Annotated in this window: 16 protein-coding genes; 10 read left to right on the top strand and 6 right to left on the bottom strand. The window is 39.9% G+C overall.

Annotated elements, in window-relative coordinates; genetic code table 11:
- Window positions 1-118 precede the first annotated feature (118 nt).
- On the bottom strand, window positions 119-865 hold the full coding sequence (locus ACFO3O_RS02915; protein WP_261374445.1) for a MerR family transcriptional regulator: 747 nt from the start codon (window positions 863-865) through the stop codon (window positions 119-121).
- Window positions 866-921: 56 nt separating this feature from the next.
- Window positions 922-1686: a hypothetical protein gene (locus ACFO3O_RS02910; protein ID WP_144665787.1), complete on the bottom strand. Its 765-nt coding sequence runs from the start codon at window positions 1684-1686 to the stop codon at window positions 922-924.
- A gap of 200 nt (window positions 1687-1886) precedes the next feature.
- Here ACFO3O_RS02910 and ACFO3O_RS02905 point away from each other — a divergent pair, with 200 nt between their 5' ends.
- The 5 genes from ACFO3O_RS02905 (at window position 1887) to ACFO3O_RS02885 (ending at window position 5487) form a co-directional block, all read left to right on the top strand.
- The gene (locus ACFO3O_RS02905) at window positions 1887-2126 is read left to right on the top strand and encodes a hypothetical protein (protein WP_144665785.1); all 240 of its coding nucleotides are present in this window, start codon (window positions 1887-1889) and stop codon (window positions 2124-2126) included.
- A 163-nt stretch (window positions 2127-2289) separates the two neighbouring features.
- On the top strand, window positions 2290-3546 hold the full coding sequence (locus ACFO3O_RS02900) for a winged helix-turn-helix domain-containing protein (RefSeq protein WP_327018792.1): 1257 nt from the start codon (window positions 2290-2292) through the stop codon (window positions 3544-3546).
- Between the two features lie 3 nt (window positions 3547-3549).
- Complete coding sequence (locus ACFO3O_RS02895; protein WP_144665778.1) at window positions 3550-4038, top strand: hypothetical protein; 489 nt, start codon at window positions 3550-3552, stop codon at window positions 4036-4038.
- A complete protein-coding gene (locus ACFO3O_RS02890; protein ID WP_261374444.1) occupies window positions 4038-4319 on the top strand; it encodes a hypothetical protein in 282 nt (93 codons plus the stop codon). The genes ACFO3O_RS02895 and ACFO3O_RS02890 overlap by 1 nt, the downstream gene beginning before the upstream one ends.
- A gap of 1 nt (window position 4320) precedes the next feature.
- Window positions 4321-5487, top strand: coding sequence for a glycosyltransferase (locus ACFO3O_RS02885; RefSeq protein WP_379977005.1), 1167 nt, complete (start codon window positions 4321-4323; stop codon window positions 5485-5487).
- Between the two features lie 21 nt (window positions 5488-5508).
- On the opposite strand, the gene ACFO3O_RS02880 is transcribed toward ACFO3O_RS02885, so the two are convergent.
- Complete coding sequence (locus ACFO3O_RS02880) at window positions 5509-5640, bottom strand: hypothetical protein (protein WP_262885444.1); 132 nt, start codon at window positions 5638-5640, stop codon at window positions 5509-5511.
- Window positions 5641-5949: 309 nt separating this feature from the next.
- On the opposite strand from ACFO3O_RS02880, the gene ACFO3O_RS02875 reads away from it, so the two are divergent.
- The 5 genes from ACFO3O_RS02875 (at window position 5950) to ACFO3O_RS02855 (ending at window position 14459) form a co-directional block, all read left to right on the top strand.
- Window positions 5950-8628, top strand: coding sequence for an N-6 DNA methylase (locus ACFO3O_RS02875; RefSeq protein ID WP_379977004.1), 2679 nt, complete (start codon window positions 5950-5952; stop codon window positions 8626-8628).
- Entirely contained in the window at window positions 8625-9047 is a 423-nt protein-coding gene (locus ACFO3O_RS02870) for a hypothetical protein (protein WP_379977003.1), read from the top strand. Before ACFO3O_RS02875 ends, ACFO3O_RS02870 begins: the two co-directional genes overlap by 4 nt.
- 91 nt (window positions 9048-9138) lie before the next feature.
- Window positions 9139-13299: a strawberry notch C-terminal domain-containing protein gene (locus ACFO3O_RS02865; RefSeq protein ID WP_379977002.1), complete on the top strand. Its 4161-nt coding sequence runs from the start codon at window positions 9139-9141 to the stop codon at window positions 13297-13299.
- A 21-nt stretch (window positions 13300-13320) separates the two neighbouring features.
- Window positions 13321-13512, top strand: coding sequence for a hypothetical protein (locus ACFO3O_RS02860; RefSeq protein ID WP_379977001.1), 192 nt, complete (start codon window positions 13321-13323; stop codon window positions 13510-13512).
- The gene (locus tag ACFO3O_RS02855; protein WP_144665763.1) at window positions 13509-14459 is read left to right on the top strand and encodes an AAA family ATPase; all 951 of its coding nucleotides are present in this window, start codon (window positions 13509-13511) and stop codon (window positions 14457-14459) included. The genes ACFO3O_RS02860 and ACFO3O_RS02855 overlap by 4 nt, the downstream gene beginning before the upstream one ends.
- A gap of 2 nt (window positions 14460-14461) precedes the next feature.
- Here the strand turns inward: ACFO3O_RS02855 and ACFO3O_RS02850 are convergent, their stop codons facing one another.
- Genes ACFO3O_RS02850 through merTP form a run of 3 tightly spaced genes read right to left on the bottom strand, consistent with a single transcriptional unit; the run spans window position 14462 to window position 16636 of the window.
- Window positions 14462-14668, bottom strand: coding sequence for a GDCCVxC domain-containing (seleno)protein (locus tag ACFO3O_RS02850; protein ID WP_144665760.1), 207 nt, complete (start codon window positions 14666-14668; stop codon window positions 14462-14464).
- An 11-nt stretch (window positions 14669-14679) separates the two neighbouring features.
- Complete coding sequence (locus ACFO3O_RS02845; protein WP_304015725.1) at window positions 14680-16026, bottom strand: dihydrolipoyl dehydrogenase family protein; 1347 nt, start codon at window positions 16024-16026, stop codon at window positions 14680-14682.
- Between the two features lies 1 nt (window position 16027).
- Window positions 16028-16636, bottom strand: coding sequence for a mercuric transport protein MerTP (gene merTP / locus ACFO3O_RS02840; protein ID WP_144665754.1), 609 nt, complete (start codon window positions 16634-16636; stop codon window positions 16028-16030).
- Window positions 16637-16646: the final 10 nt, after the last annotated feature.

Here is a 16646-nt window from a genome sequence, read left to right as displayed (position 1 = left end):
TGGCTCTCTGAGCTCATTGCATTTAGTTCAATCGATGCTTATCACGTTTTCATATTAATTTGTTCAAACTAGCTTCCGTTATGGGATTACAAGTACATTTGAATGGCAAATAGGGTATCTATTTTGCTTTTTGTTTCACGGTACGGCTTATCAAAACCACTTTTCCGTTTGCTTGTTTTATTTCGATATTCTGGTACTCGTGCTGTTTCAAAATATCAATAATTCTGTCTTTCTCACTAATGCGCTCCGTACCTTCAATCATATCTATCTCGCCATTCTTTTTGGTCACTTGGACAGATTGGTACGACTCACTTCTCAAGATGAGCATCACTTGAATTTCGTCTTTATTAAGACCAGCAAAGGCATTAAAATTTGGTTCAGAAAAGAGTACAGATATATTTTCTTTGACGACTTGATTAAGGTTTAATACGATATGATTGGTTACTTTACCTTGTTGCAAAAGCTTAACATATTCATAATCATCTGCCAGATAAATGTTACCTGCTATATCGGTTATGAGATATAACGCTTTCGCGAAAGCGAGTACCTGAATAGTCGCATATTCCAGCTTACTGACTTTCAAATTATCAATCTTAGTTTCTTCAAACAGAAATTGCCTAACAGGTTTGATCTTTTCGTTGGGAAAGCCCAGATTGCGATACTCGATGATGATGCCCATCCAAAGGATATCGATGAGGCTAAACTTGTTCCATCCTGCCGAAGTATTGCGTTTGTCCTGAAAAAGTCCAATATCCTGCCAGTGTGTAATCATACGCCTCTCAGCATTTACGATGTACTTATTTGCATATTCCTTCTCATTGAGAAGTCGCAATAAATTTGAATAATCTGTGTGTTCTTTTTTCAAGATTTAATTTTTACAATACAAACATAAACTTATAAACGTTACGAAACAAGGACGTTTTATTTCTTTTCAAGAACTGATATGTATTTCTCCATAGTCGCTTTTTCATTTTCTTGTGCTTTAATCAACCTTTCATTGGTTTCTACAAGCTTCAGATTGACAGCCTTGAGTTCTTTGTGGTGGCGCTTGTTTAGCTTGTCAAGCCTTTTGGATTTCTTCTTCAGATGAAACTTTAGTTCTTCTATTGTACTTCCCGTTTCATCACGTATGGCATTGAGTATTCTATAAAAATCCGGAATGCAGGCTTCATCTATTTGCTGTATGAAGTTATTGATAACAGTTTCGGCCGATGGGTTTAAGCTCGTGTTGTTATTTGTTACAATTTCCTTTGCCACGTTTTTAATGTCGCCTATTGTGCCATTTCCAGCGTGCGCAACAAATGAGCCCTTACCAGTTTTCTTGATGGAATAATCTTGATTGTTGTTTACAGTAGTCACTCGTGGAATGTAACTCAAGGATCTATCAGAATAGAAATAGTTCATATCTACGTCAAAGAGCTTTGCAAAATTGATCAACGCAAGATGCGGAATATGTTTTGCCCTACTTCTTACTGAAGAGATGATGCTTCGGTTAGAAGGATAAATCAGTTTCCCGAGGCTACTATCATTGCTTGGTTTTAATCCGAGCTCATCATTCTTTTCCAATACCTCGTCTATGGCCTCGATAAATTTTAAATCTATAGTATCGTAATCTGGATTCTGCTTCATATTATGTCTTTCATTATCAATTACTTCTTGTCGTTTGCGCTCTTTTTTCTCATTCATTCAATTCAGGGGTGATAAAATTATTATCTCTTTTTGTAGTTTATTAAGCAACGTTTATACATATATTTGGCGATATAAATGTAAAAATGACGTTAAATTGTTGCCAAATTTACAAAACTTTTACACTGAATTGTCAAACGAATCACATAAACTTTATAAGAATGTATCAACCCGATGAAATTAAGGCCATTACGAAAAAAATGCACAAGTACTTTGATAACCCCATTGCGCTTGTAGCTCAAGAATCTGGAAAATCCAGACCTACGGTATCTAAATTTTTTAATAGGAAAGAGATCAGGCCGTCCAGCGAAGAGCTCATTTATGAAGCCTGTCTCACACTTTTAGAATCTAAGCACGAGAAAACATTGCGCAATAGTAAAAAGGGAAAAGTCCTCACAGAGAACCTGCCTTTAAAGTCGCAAACATCGATGAAGTTATAATGCAGATCTCATCTTATGAAATTTGCCGAAAATAGCCCAGATGAAGGTTTCCTGAACCTTATAAAAAAAATCAAGGAAGAAATAGAGATGCTAAAAAAGCACCACAATCCGACTAGTGAGATAGACAAAGCACACACTTTGCTGTTTCATAACAGTCCTAAAAATGAGCATAGTTAATTATTCCATCGCCTTTAAAGCATTGGATTATCACATTAAAGAACACAACCAGAATACAGATCAACTTTCTAACCGCATACGACAGGCAATAGCCTCAACTGCAAAGGACATCATTAAGATTTACGGACTTTCTTTACTGAAAGCGAGCAATGTCACAACACTTGATCTTAAAAATTTACCACCCTTAAAAACCAACAATCTACAGTTGGCTAAAATGGGCAACGCCAGTCCCAGAACCATCCAGCGTCACTTAAAACGACTCATAGATGCAGGCATCATTATCAATAAAAAATGGCACGGTACCAACTCAGGATATGACCTTTGGGTCGAGCCAAAAATCCTGTTAGCAACTGGTTTAAAACCTGTGGATAAGCCTAAAATCCAGCAGGATTCACAGAAATTACAATCTACACACAATCAATCGGTTAAAAATATTCCTACGACAACTTGTCGTCATACAGACTCTAGTAACAATGGTTACATAAATAATTTAATAATAGGCGTTGATAACTCAAGTCGAGCCAAGCTATTCGGGAATAAAAGGAATTCGCTACCGCTCACAAAAGAAACAACGTCACGCAACGCTTCTAGCAACACTTTTACAGGATACACAGGGAAAAAATGCCCCAAAAATTCCAATGATGCAGGGGAAAATGCGCGGATGCGAGCCACAAATCAAACTGGCGCCGAAAATTTGCCACGAGATTCGGCTCGTTCCGCTTCCCTTTCTGTGTATGTGAATGCGCTTTGGACGCTTTCGCGAAATGTGCTCTACCAAGACACCTATCTCACTGAATCCCAGGTCAAAATCGGAAAAGAACTGCTCTGGAAATGGTACGATCCAGTACCTGACAAACATCTGGCAAACGTTCATCAATGCTATGTAGATCGCATCGAACTCGTGCGGAAATATCTTGCCAAAGATCCTCAAAACAGATTTGTACAATTGCCACATCAATATTTTGATTCCAAAAACAAAACAGGGTTTGCTGGCACCAAAAAATGGTGGCAGGATCACAAGAAGAGACAGCTTGAAGTGCAGTTAAAACTCATTGTCGCTTCACAGATCCGCAGGTTTTTGAACAATGAGAAAAAGGATACTGCAAAGCAAAAACCTAGATTGGCACTTTTCAGGCAATGTGAGACGAGAATAGGCAAACTCGGTCAACCTGAACTCTTGCAACACTTTCACGCAAGTGTACTCAACCCATCTACACAACGATTTTTATACACCAATACTTAACGAATGAAACGTATTTTCAAAAAGAAAAACGTTGCCTTGACCAATAAACTCAAGGGAGCGATTGCCGAGATATCTATCGATGTCTTTGGTTATGAGAAGAAAATTTCTCTAAACATCATAAGCTACACCGAGCATATTGCAACCTGGCAACAGATCCCTGTCGAGCGCTTGTACCTGCGTATTTATCAAGAACAGCACAAAGTACTTTCTTATCTGTATGATCAAGATGTGCTGATGAAAGAAATACCAACAGACGAACTCGCTTATTTCTTCTTAGAAGACAGCATTGCAGCGTTGCCCAATGTGCGTAACAAAATTGCCTTCAGTATCAAAAAGTATCTCAAGGAATTTGCTACGGCAAATCATATCTGTGACCAAGATGTACAGATTTGGCTCAACGTCAAGCAAGGTGTCGTCACGGTCAAGGCTTTTCATAAAGAAAACTATATCAAGGAAATATCACTCTTATCACTCATTAAATATTTCAAATAATGCAACAAAAGAAAAAAGGCTGGAAACTAGGCCAGGACTCAGAAACCAAGATGATCGTCTGGTTTAAAGACGGTAACGTACGCACAATGTACTCTATAGATTGGAGACATAAACTGTCTAAAACGAAAAGCCGGGAAACAGGTTTAATTCGCTTTCGCAAAAAGATAAAAGAATACGGTCCCTTAGCCGGTACTATTGAGATTTACGATAAAGCGACAGGACAACGCATTGCCAAATTTTACGAAGGAAACGAGATGAATATTAATGCCGAAATCAACTGATATGAGAACCATTTTAGAACTTCAGAAACGATTAAAGACCGAAACTTCTTTCCGTCGGAAATATCCAAATTGTAAAGAAAATGATGATACCATTCATTTACTTTATGTTTCACCCTGCTTGGATGCCACAGGATATTATCGAGCAATAACACCAGCATTAGAGTTGAACAAAACTGCGTCACATACCGCCATAATCACTAAGATTGAGACTTTTGACTTTAATAAACGTTTTGAAGATTATGAAAACTTGATTGATGAACAACTTTTATATTGGGCAGATTACATCATCTTTCCAGTTATATTCTCAGATGTGGATTTTTTTATCAAAGCTATACGCGTCTTGCGTCCAGATGTGCAATTGGTAATGGATGTGGATAAGAATTACACCGCTATTCCACAAAGTCACACAATGTCACGCAAGATTGGTACTCGAGATAAAGAGCAGTTGTTATCTAATATGATTTCAATGGATATTGTAACAACTGCAACAAAACCACTATCCAACTTTTACAAAAAATTGTTGTTACAAAACTTTCCCAATCACACCACACACGTAGTGCAATTGCCATCTTTAGTGTCACGACTGGGTTATGAAGAGATACCACCGTTGAAAAGGAATGACTCTCAAATCATTCGGATTGGTGTTTTAGGTAGTAAAAGTCAGTTGTCAGATTTGCTAGTCCTTAAGGAACTAGTTGCAAAAACGAAAGAAGTCCTTAAGGAAGGAGTTCAATTTGTATGCTACGGTTGGAACGGACAAGACATTCAAGGCGAGCTGGTTCTTAAAGGATTAGCCGTAGAATATCATAAGCCCGTCGCTTTTGAAAATCACTTTAAAACATTGAATGATTTGGCACTAGATATAGTTCTATTACCAAGTGAAAAGAACCGCTTTTCTCAATGCGAACCTTACACTACGCTATTAGAGTGCGCAGTTTATGGTATTCCGGCAATAGCCTCTGTTTATCATCCGGCTAAGCAAGTTCTTAAGGAAGGAGAAACAGGACTGCTTGCCGAAACTTCTGACGATTGGGTAAAGTCCATCTTACGATTAGTAAAGGATAAAGCTCTTCGTGAGCAGATGGGCAAAAACGCGCTCAAGTCCATCTGGATGGAACAGCACTTTACCAGTAGGCAGTTACAGTTGTTTCAGGATTTGTTTATTTAGGCAAGTTTATTTTGGAAGAATTTAATCTCCTTTCTTATGCTTATGCGGTTTTAATGACGGTGTGTTCCCACCGGTCTTTTTATTATCTCGCTGACGTCTATCTGGTTTGCCAGTTGACTTTGCAATTCTTTTTGGACCTGTCTTGATTCCCATAATATTGTATTTAAAATGTTGTACTAATTTAATCATTTACAAGCTGTTTGAAGATTTAAGTTTTCAACATCATCTTGATTTTATTAAGATGATGTTGCGTACCGAACAAGCCAATATTAATTTATACAACCTATAAATTCAAAACCCTAGCTCTCGCTAGGGTTTAATGTCTATTGACCTATAAGCATCACGCTTCGACGTACCGCAATCCCTTTGCGTGACGCCACTTTCGCGAAAGCGAAATCTATATTTATCCCAAGTCACACCACAAACTAGTCCCTAAGCGACTAGCAAATTTTGGGATCGCAAATGCAGTTAACCAGTACACTCAACAAACAGAAAAAAGGCATTGAGCTTCATTTTAGCGAAGTGCTTCCTAAAGAACTAGCATTTCATTTGAAGGAGCTTGGTTTTAAGGAAACGCTGTCAGATCCTACCAAATGGTATGTGGACAATCATCCTGCCTACTGTCGCTATACGGAAGAGCTGGAAAAGGAATTTGGCAGAGATGGCGATTGGAAACAGGTGTTAATCCATCCATCTTTTGAGTCGTCCTTAGAAAACATCGACTCTGGTCAGTTTTCCTATGTAACGATCTTCCTTAAGGGACAGCAAAAAGCTGAGCAGGAACATTTCGTTGTATTTGATTCCTACAAGAAAGTAGCCTATGAGATTGCAAGTCGCTTTGCGATGCGTAAATATGGCGATGCACTCAAGCATATAGAAGTACATCCTCGCAACTATAAGAGAAAGTCGCGCGTCCTGTTTAGAGATGGGAACGTGATAGATGGTATGGTCGCTTTAGAAAGTGAACGTACAGAATTGGAAGTCGCTAAGGAAGTACCTTCAAAAGATGAGCTAGTTGCTAAGAAAGGAGAAATAGAAAATAAGGAAGTTCCTAAAGAAATAGCACCAAAAGAAGAAGATGATTCTGGTTATCAAACGGATGCAGAACGTAACCTTTCTACACGGTCGATTTTAAAAGAAGTTATTGAAAAACTCAACGAGCAGACCGAAGAAGTGAACGACGAACCAGAAACGATTATCTCTACAACTATAAGCGACCTCGAAGATGCCTCAGAGCAGTGGAGCGAGATTCATTTTAGAAACCATCTCTTAAAAGCCTTGCAAAACTTTAAGGATTGGGTGTACGACCTGGAAATTGGCGACCGAGCGATGGCGTTGATGCAAGTCAATCGGTTATATCAGTCACTGAAGTTGGAACTCATTCCCTTAAAAAAAATCAAGATCGAAGCGCTGGCGGTATCAAAAGATATTTTTAGTCGGGATCATATAGTTCCTAATGTGCTTGTGCCCGTGCACGCTGGTGAACCTTTTCAATCTGGAAGTTTGACCATAGGCGATGGCAATTTCTTAAAATTTAAGTTTCCCCAACTTTATAAAATCACAGACGAGAATCTCAATCAAGTTTCTGGTCTGGAGCTTTTTCAGCTTTCGCAAATGCCACATCCTAAAGATTATGGCGTAAAAGTGAATCGTTCAGCACTGTTACAGGAGTGGGAAAATCGTGGTCCGGAAGCTTTCTCAGCCATCGGTTACCCAACAGACTTGGATTATCCCTATGTAAATATCCATACGGGATATAGAAGTGTCTCGCCTTTGGGCGCAGAAATCGACATTGAAAACGACAGTCATAAATGGTGGTCTGTGGTGGAGCATTCTCGTCCCGTGGCAGATCCTCAAAAAGGCATTGAAATCATAAATGATATGCTTTTGCAGTTGGTAGAAGATCATTTGGACTACGTAAATCCCAAAACGGGCAAACCCAAAACGGACAAAAATTCGAAGGAAGCTTTCAGCGAAATGCAATGGCAGATGAACCGTTTAGAACGTTCAAAAGCTACTCTTCAGGCTTATTTAGATGATCAGAACAAACCTAATCCTGCGCCTAAATCACTTCCTAAAAAACAAAGTTCTACAAAATCGAAGTCCAAAAACGATTACATAGATCGTGTTGTGGCTGTGATGCATATCGCTTTCGCGAAAGCGGAACGTCTATCAAAAAAGAAAGTCGAAGCCTTAAAGGATGAAACAGGTGCGCCAAACATCGGTGCGCTCTGGGAAGCAGTAGAATTGAGTTGGCTCTTGTGGTACAAAATGCTCTATAAAGAACCGATTCCATTTGAAAGCCGATTGCGAAAAATGGACTTTTTTTGGAGTCAGATACAACCTACGTATGCGTATTCAGACAGTAGTAAGGAACTCTACAAGCAATACTCAACGCCTTGTCCCATAGGTGCAATCGTGGCAGAATACACACAGATGAAAGATGCCGAGTTCATTTTTGAACCAAGCGCAGGTAATGGCTTATTGCTGGTAGGTGCAAATCCGCGAATTACGCACGTCAACGAGATTGACAACAGCCGAAAGAAATCGCTGGAATATCAAGGTTTTGGGCGCATTACCAATAACAACGCCGCCGAGCCTTTTCCAGAAGTAATGACCAAGGTTCACGACGTGATTGTAACCAATCCACCTTTTGCAAAATGGGAAGCATCAAAGTTTGATAAAGAACGTATTGCCAATAAATACTTTAATAAACATCGTGGGATTGCCAACCATATTCGTCTGGAACATTTGATGGCAGGACTCGCTTTGCACACGATGAAAGATGATGGCAAAGCAGCTATTATCATAATGGGTCACGTCTATTTTGGCGAAGATGGGCTCTTTGCAAAGTACCGACCTTTCTTTAACTGGTTGTACCGTCATTATCAGGTGGATGATATCATCAATATGAACAGCTACAAGCTCTACAACAAGCAAGGCGCTGTGACCAAAACAATGCTCATACTCATAGGTGGTCGAAAGTCTAAACCATCTGGAGTAGCGCCAGACCGTACCAAAGCTCCAGAGCTGGACACGATGGTAGAAAGTTTCTTCGATCTCTGGAAACGTGTAAGCCAACACATCAAACCCAATCTAAATACTCTCATATCCCAACTCAAAAAAGCAAGAACCCAATGATGTTTTATAATAACCAATTGATGTCTGGTGATGTCAAGGCACGCCTATTTATGGTTTCCAATCCATCAAAATTTGAGCGTTTTGAAGATCACGAAGCTGGCATTTTTATTCAGTTGCACGAACTCATCGAGCAAGCACGAGGAATGGGCGAAAATCCCATTGCACTCATAGAAGAATATCTGGAAGTGGTTTACAATGAAGGCAACACCACCGATGAAATCGCCAGTTTTCTATTGGAAACCGATAAGATGCAGACCGCACTCTGGACGCTCAAAGAAAGTTGGGACAAGATGGATGACAGTCTGCCCACCAGTTCTATTATGTACGGTGGTATGGATAAGGAAGAAGCCGTGCAATTGTATTCAGAAACCACGCTTCGCAGCTATTTGGAAGCATTAGCCCTTTTCAAAAATGAATAACGAAGAACTCGATATCAAAGAAGCAGAATTCAGCCAGAACGCTGATGAAGTTGCAAAACTTGCTACGCAGGAAGCGGCATTAGTTCCCTACGTGTCTAAGTCACAGGCACCATATAAAATGAACACGCTCATACCACGCAATATGGCTTTTGAAGTTCAGAAGTCTTTAAATCGCATTGTTAAGGATAAAGGTAATATTGATAATTACGTGCGCAATCAGCTCAAGTATGAATCTACTAATGCTATGTGGAAAGGCTTGGGTGCAGAACAGGTAGATGCCGTAGGTCTTTATCTCAAGCAATTTGAGAATGAGCAAGGTATTATTATAGCAGATCAAACGGGAATTGGGAAAGGCAGGCAAGCTGCTGCGGTGATACGACACGCAGTTATGCAGGGCTTTCTTCCCGTTTTCTTTACAAAAAAGCCCGATCTGTTTACAGATATGTATCGGGATCTCAAAGCCATCGGTTTTGACAATATCCGACCTTTTATTGTCAACACAGATACCGATGCCAAAGTGAAGGATGCAGACGGAAAAGTGGTTTTTAGCCCAATGAACAGCAAGGCGCAATACGAACTTATCACTACCGAAAAAGAGTTTCCCACAGAAAGTCCAGAGTCTATTGAGTGGCACAAAAAGATAGGCAAGAATCTACCAGATCCAGATAAAGTACCGTTTATAACAATCACAGAAACACTCGACCATTTACCAGTAGGCTACGATATGATTTTCTGTACCTATTCACAGGTTCAGTCGGCGCATCCTTACAAACGATTGTGGCTTGAAAGTATGGTCAACAACGGTCTGGAAGGCAGCAAGAAATACAGGAAAGTCATTTTCATTCTTGACGAGTCGCATATGGCCGGTGGCTTTGATTCCATCATTGGTACCTGGATGCGCGAAGTACTTCCGCAGACAAAGGCGTGCTGTTTTTTGAGCGCCACCTTTGCCAAATATCCAGAAGTAATGCCGTTTTACGCAAAGAAAACTGCCATAACTGAGACTGGTCTTACCGATGCAAGTTTTGTACGCTCGATGACAAGTGGCGGTTTGGCGCTTCAGGAAATCGTAGCGTCTAATCTTTCAGAAAGTGGGCAACTCATCAGGAGACAGCGGTCTAATGAAGGCATCAACGTAGATTACATCACGCTGGATGCAGAGCCACAACGCAGTAAAAGCCGTGCGAGTGTGAACAGTATCATATCGTTGATGAATGAAGTGGTACAATTTGAACAGGAATTTGTGGCACCATTGCTGGCAGATATTCACGCTTCCGCGAAAGCGCAGGGCGAGCATATGTCATCTAAACCCAGAAGTCTTGGCGTAAAGCAATCGCCTTACTTCTCAAGAGTCTTCAATATCGTTGATCAGATGTTATTTGCCTTGAAAGTAAAGGATGTGGTAAATCACACCGTCAAATTACTGAAGGAAGACAAGAAAGTGGTCATCGCATTCAAATCCACGATGGGTGCTTTTTTAAAGGAAATGAATCTGGTTAGTGGTGATGTAATCCCTAACGAGCAAATGGATTTTGTACGTACGCTAGTACGTGGTCTCGACGGTATTTTCAACTACAATTATACCGCAATCGATGGCTCAAAAACCAGAGAACGTATAGAACTCGAAGAATTACCACAGAAAGGTATTGAGCGATATAAAGATATCAAGAGCCGAATGGTTCTTGAGAGTTCTGGATTATCCATTTCGCCCATTGATGAATTAATACACTTGATTGAAACCCAGAAAAAACCAAAACATTTAGGCGGTCACACCGATATGTACTTTAAAGTTGCCGAAGTTACAGGCCGTAATCAGCGTATTGCGATGGATGGTGATGAAGCGGTTGTACAGGCTTTTCGTAGTAATACCGAACGTTCTTTCAGAATGTTCAATAGTGGCGATTATGATGTGCTGCTCATTAACCAAAGTGGTAGTACAGGATCTTCTGCTCACGCCAGTAAAGATTTTAAGGATCAACGCCAGCGAGCGATGATTGTGCATCAGTTTGAATTGGATATCAATACCGAAGTTCAGAAACGTGGTCGTATCAATCGTACTGGTCAAGTGGTGTTGCCCGAATACTATTACATCACAAGTGACATTCCTACGGAAAAACGACTGATGACTATGCTCAAGGCAAAATTGAAATCGCTGGATGCTAATACCACAGGCTCACAGAAAACCAATGATGAAACTCTAAAGAGCGCAGATTTTCTAAATAAATATGGCGATATCGCAGCGTGGAATTGGGTAGATGAGAATCAGGAAATGATGGAGCAGCTCGGTTATCCTACTTATCAAAAGAAAACTGATAAAACCGGAAACATACGATATGAGCGCAATGGGTTTAAAGATGGTGCGGTGCGACAACTGACTGGACGTGCGGGCTTACTCAAGGTAGAAGAGCAAGATGCCTTGTATGATGATTTGTTAGAACGATATGACCATCAGATAAAACTGGAAAAACAGCAAGGTACCTATGATCTTGAAACCGAATTCTTGCCACTCGATGCAGAAACTAAAAAGCGTTTTTTGTTCCAGAAAGGTCAAGGTGGCGCTACACCTTTCGGGAAAGATACCGTGCGTGATATTACCATCGTCAATAATCTGAAACGACCATTTACCAAACAAGATATTGACAAGCGCATCACAGATGCACTGGATGGTCAAAAACCTGTTCAGGTGCGTATGAAAATGGTAGATGCCATCAATGAAAAATATCCATTGCTTATTGAAGAACGCAAAGCGAAAAAGCTGGATGTCATCAATAGACTGAAAGAAGATCGGGACAATTTACCGCAACGTGGTAGTGGCAAGACCGAAAAAGAAAACGAGCGCATACAGTCCGACTGGACGAAGCTAGAAGAGATCGTCCACGCAAAAACATCACAGCTTGCGACCTATGTTGCTGGTTTGGAAAATACTAAGCGCTCTATCATCAGATACATCACGATGTGGAATATAGGCGATGTGGTACGAGTTCCTTTTATCGGAACTACTATCACACCATCTTGGGGCATCTTTTTAGGTGTGAGCATCGGTAAATCTGGAAAGAACCCATACACCTTAAGTAACATCAGTCTCAAGTTTGGAGTGACAGATTCAAGAAAGATTTTGACCTACAGCTTACAACCAGCAGAACAGAGTTTTATCTCACAGATTTTTACAGAAAGTCGAGATATCTCTGAAGCTGATGTGCAAATGGTTAATCTGGAATGGAATGAACTCATCAAAAAAGCATCTTCAAAACGAGAACGTCGTCATATCCTTACGGAGAATATTGTAGGTGCTTCTAATCAGATAGGTACTCAAAACAAGCTCATTAAGTACAATACAAAAGAAGGAACCATCAAGAACGGCATCTTGTTGCATCGAGATTTTGGTAAGGATGGCGAAGCAAATTCGGCAGTATTACCTATTTCTGAAGCGTTCAACATTATTAGAAAACTGGACATAGATGACTTTTTTGCAGATCACAAGCTCAACTTTCGCGTAAAGCGTATTAGTGAAAACTATTTTCAATTGTACCTGGATAAAAGAGATCTCTATCCTGCGATTATTGATGAGAAACTACGGTCGTTCTTGAAACGAGCAGATGGTCAATCACAGGATGAGTTGCCAGATTTTGTGCAAAATGCTGGAGATATGACCGCAGCCCTGCATCTGGAAAAGCTGCAATTGTTTTTGAATCGGCTGGATGCATTTGGCGTGCAGTTTCTAGGTCACGCACGTGAACTGGAAGATTGGGAAATTGAAAATGAAGCCGAGTGGAAATCAAAGACCAAATCTACTTCTGGCAGTTATAAATATCGATTAGGACGTGCTTATGGCCAGGGCAGTAATCCTACGACTGGATTTGTGAGCTATGAAGAACCGAGTTCGCAATATGAATACGGACTGGTCATTTACAACCGCCCATTATCAGATAAAGAGAAATTCAATTACTCGCTTATTCCCGTGTTTAAGAATGTGGAAGAGCCGTACCAAATCTGGAAAACGGAAACGCTTGCCTCTGGATTAAAAGATGACTTCAACAACATTGTAAGCGATGCTCGCAGACTGCCATTGCACGATGCTATTGAAAGCTTGGGTTACTTTATTCTCAATCATCCACACGAAGATGGAAATGCCGAGTTTGTGTTTGGAGATTATACGTATCAAGACTTGGGACGTATGTTTTTTGAAGATACGATTGCCCAGATTTCAGCTATTGATGAAATGATTAACCAATTACAAATCGCACAGGCATAGATGAAAATAAATCCCAACAAGATGTACATCGTCTATAGCCCGTATTACAATTCCCGTAAAGGAATTTTTAGTGGAAAGCCCACGACGATGCAAGAGCTTAAGAACAAATTCAGGCGTGGCTTGGATGCGACAGTTATCATAGCGATTTATTCTACCAAAAAGGAAGCTAACGCCGCCGCAGATCAACTTTTTAAAAAGAGCAAAAACAAATGACCCAAAGAAAATTAGATATACCAGAAGTACAGCAGATCCCGCAGTTTATGAAAATTATGGACGATTTGAGTGTAGGCAATAATCCTTACTTGGTAGGTAGTGCAGGAACAGGAAAAACAACATTGGGCGAAAAAGTAGCTTATGCTATTAATGGCAGATCAGAAAATGATGGGAAGGAACTGCCTTTTACCATTGTGAATTGTAATCAATGGACTTCGCCAATTGACATTAAAGGTGGACAGACAATTTCTGGTTACAAAGAAGGAGCACTCATTGAAGCCTGGCGTGATGGAAAGATTTTGATTCTGGATGAAATGCCCAAGCTCGATGCCAATACCGCAGGATTGCTTAATGATGCGTTAGCCAAAAGTGCCCGTGAAGATGCCATTATTTTTAATGGACAGAATGAGCCCATCGTGAAGCATAGAGGTTTTGGTTGTATTGCCACAGGAAATGTTATAGGAAAAGGTGCAAGCGGAAACTATGTAGGGAATAACAAACAAGATGCGTCTTTGCTAGACCGTTTTAGTGGATCGATTTACCGCATCGGTTTTAACGAGACCTTAGAGCGACAACTGGTGTATGCGCCAGTCGTAAATATGTGTATCGATATTCGTAAAGCAATACTGCGCTATGAAGGAAAAGAAGCCGGCGATGATGATACTGAAGACATAATGACTTTGCGTACAATGCTCAATTTAGAACGTGCTTACGAACTCGAAATGAAGCGAGAAACAGGGATGAAGGACGAATTTGGCAAAACCTACCGCAAGATGCCAAATGGAAAAACTTTAAAAGATGCCCTAGAAAGCTACTTTATCGCAATGAACCGTGAGAAAGCTGAGCATATCAAAACTGAGGTCAATCTGGAAGGATTTCTGAATTCGTATAAAGGCAGCGTGATGAAGGCGGAGTTTATTAAGGAGTTTAAGAGGCGTATTGGGTAAGTTTAGCAACAACTTTTATTTTCCTGTATCGGTGGACAAGGTACAGACCCATAAGAGCAATAAACGCAACAATCCCCTTTATTTGGTTTTAGAACCTCTTTACAGTTCTCGCATTCGTAAAAGAATTGACAGGCGTTTGTTGGCATATCTTCTACTTTTTTATGTCCGCAGTTCGGGCAGGTAATTTCAGATTTTAATATAGTTTCCATTCAATTTTTGATTAAAGCATATGTGGTATGTCAGAAGCTAATGTTGGATATGAGAAAATCATTGTTCTAATCTCATTGACTTTCATCTTTGTTTTTATGGCCATTGCAAAAAGATTGATTGTTTCTTCTGTATGTGGTCCGATTAGATGCGCACCCAAAATTGTTTGAGTTTCTTCGTCAATGATAGTTTTGAATGCATATTCTTTTACATTCAACCTTTTGGCATTAAACCAACTGCCAACTTCCTTAAAATTTACGCGAATATTGTAATTTAGCTCTTTCGCTTTCGATTCAGTATAGCCAACAGATGCCATAGTAGGCAAAGTAAAAACTACCGTTGGCATAGGTGGATAACGTACTTCTTTAGAATTGCCTTTAATTATATTTGAAGCAACCGTATGACCTTCCAGGACTGCAACCGGCGTTAATGGCAAACCTTCCGAATCTGCCGCATCGCCCGATGCATAAATATGAGGGTTTGAAGTACTTTGAAGATATTCGTTAACGGTAACACCTTTTTTAGTATAAGTTATATTGGCTTTGTCCAAATCCAGATCAAATATTGCAGGTGGTCGTCCGGCTGAATTAAAAACAGCTTCAGCTTCATAATATTCTGTTTTCTCTGCGTATTTACCCTCTACGCGATACTGGTCATCAATTTTCTCAATAGCGGTAACATCTGTATTAAGAATAAGTTTTATGCCCAACTCTTCTGTGGCTGAAACAAGATATTTTACAATATCCTGTTCAAAATTTTCCAAGGGATTTTCTCCACGATGAACAATAGTAACTTCTGCTCCACATCGAGCTGCTATATGTGCGAACTCAAAAGCGATATAGCCACCACCGATAAACAATAAAGATTTTGGCAATTTTTCTAAATTCAAGAAATCGGTACTGGATTTGGCATAATGACCACCTTCAAAATCTAAAACTCGTGGCTTGGAACCCGATGCGATTACAATTTTGTTAGCCTTTACTTTGTAGCTTCCAACTTCTAATGTGTTTTCTGACAGAAACTTTGCTGAATTATGAAAGGTATCTATTCCGTTCTTTTTATATCCTTTTTCAATTTTTGGTGGCATTTCATCCACAAAGGTTTGTTTAAAGGCCATTATGTCCTTCCAATTTATTTTAGGTATGGTATCGATGCCATTACCTTTGAGTCTTTTGGCAAAATCTCGTACTTCCGTAGCGCCAATAATTACTTTTTTTGGGTCACAACCTCTCAAAGCACAAGTGCCACCATACGGTAGATCATCTGTGATTCCGACTTTCAGGCCTTTTAAGGCGCACTTATTGGCGATGGTCATTCCTGCCATTCCCGAACCAATGATGAATACATCGTATTCTTTCATACTAATTGATTTGTTTTTTGTCGGTTACCTTATAGCCTGTGGAGTTAATTGCCTTCTCAATTTCCGTATCATTTGTTTTGGTTTGGTCAAATTCAATGATGGCATTCCCATTTTCGTAGGATGCTTTTGAGTTTATAATTCCGTTGAGCTTGTTTACTTCGTGGTTGACGTGCTCTTCGCAACTTGCACAGGTCATCCCTTTTATATCAAAATTTACCGTATGGATATTGGATTGATTGACTACAACCACTTCTTTTTTATTATCCGGATAAAAGATGTGAGCGTAATATGGAAAACTTATTGATATAGCCGCAAAAAGCGTAATACCTATTAAAAAACCTTTAGTTTGAAACCACTTTGGCTTCGCATCCACTTCACAACAATCCTCTGCTTTTTTCGGTTTTAGATAATCATACCACGCATAACCAATTGCTACGACAGCGATACCAATTAAATAGGGTCTAAAGGGTTCCATCCAAGATAAAGCGGATGCACTTCCCCCAACGCCGGCAATTAATGCAATCACTGGTGGTATGCAACAAGATGATGCGGCTACAGCAGCAAACAAACCTGTATAAGCTGCATTTTTTGATGTTTTTACGGTACTCATTATTAAAAAT

The sequence above is a fragment of the Dokdonia ponticola genome (assembly GCF_042653865.1).
GTDB classification, from domain to species: Bacteria; Bacteroidota; Bacteroidia; order Flavobacteriales; family Flavobacteriaceae; genus Dokdonia; species Dokdonia ponticola.
The sequence above is the reverse complement of the archived record's forward strand: the minus strand, read 5'-3'. Positions and strand labels throughout refer to the sequence as shown.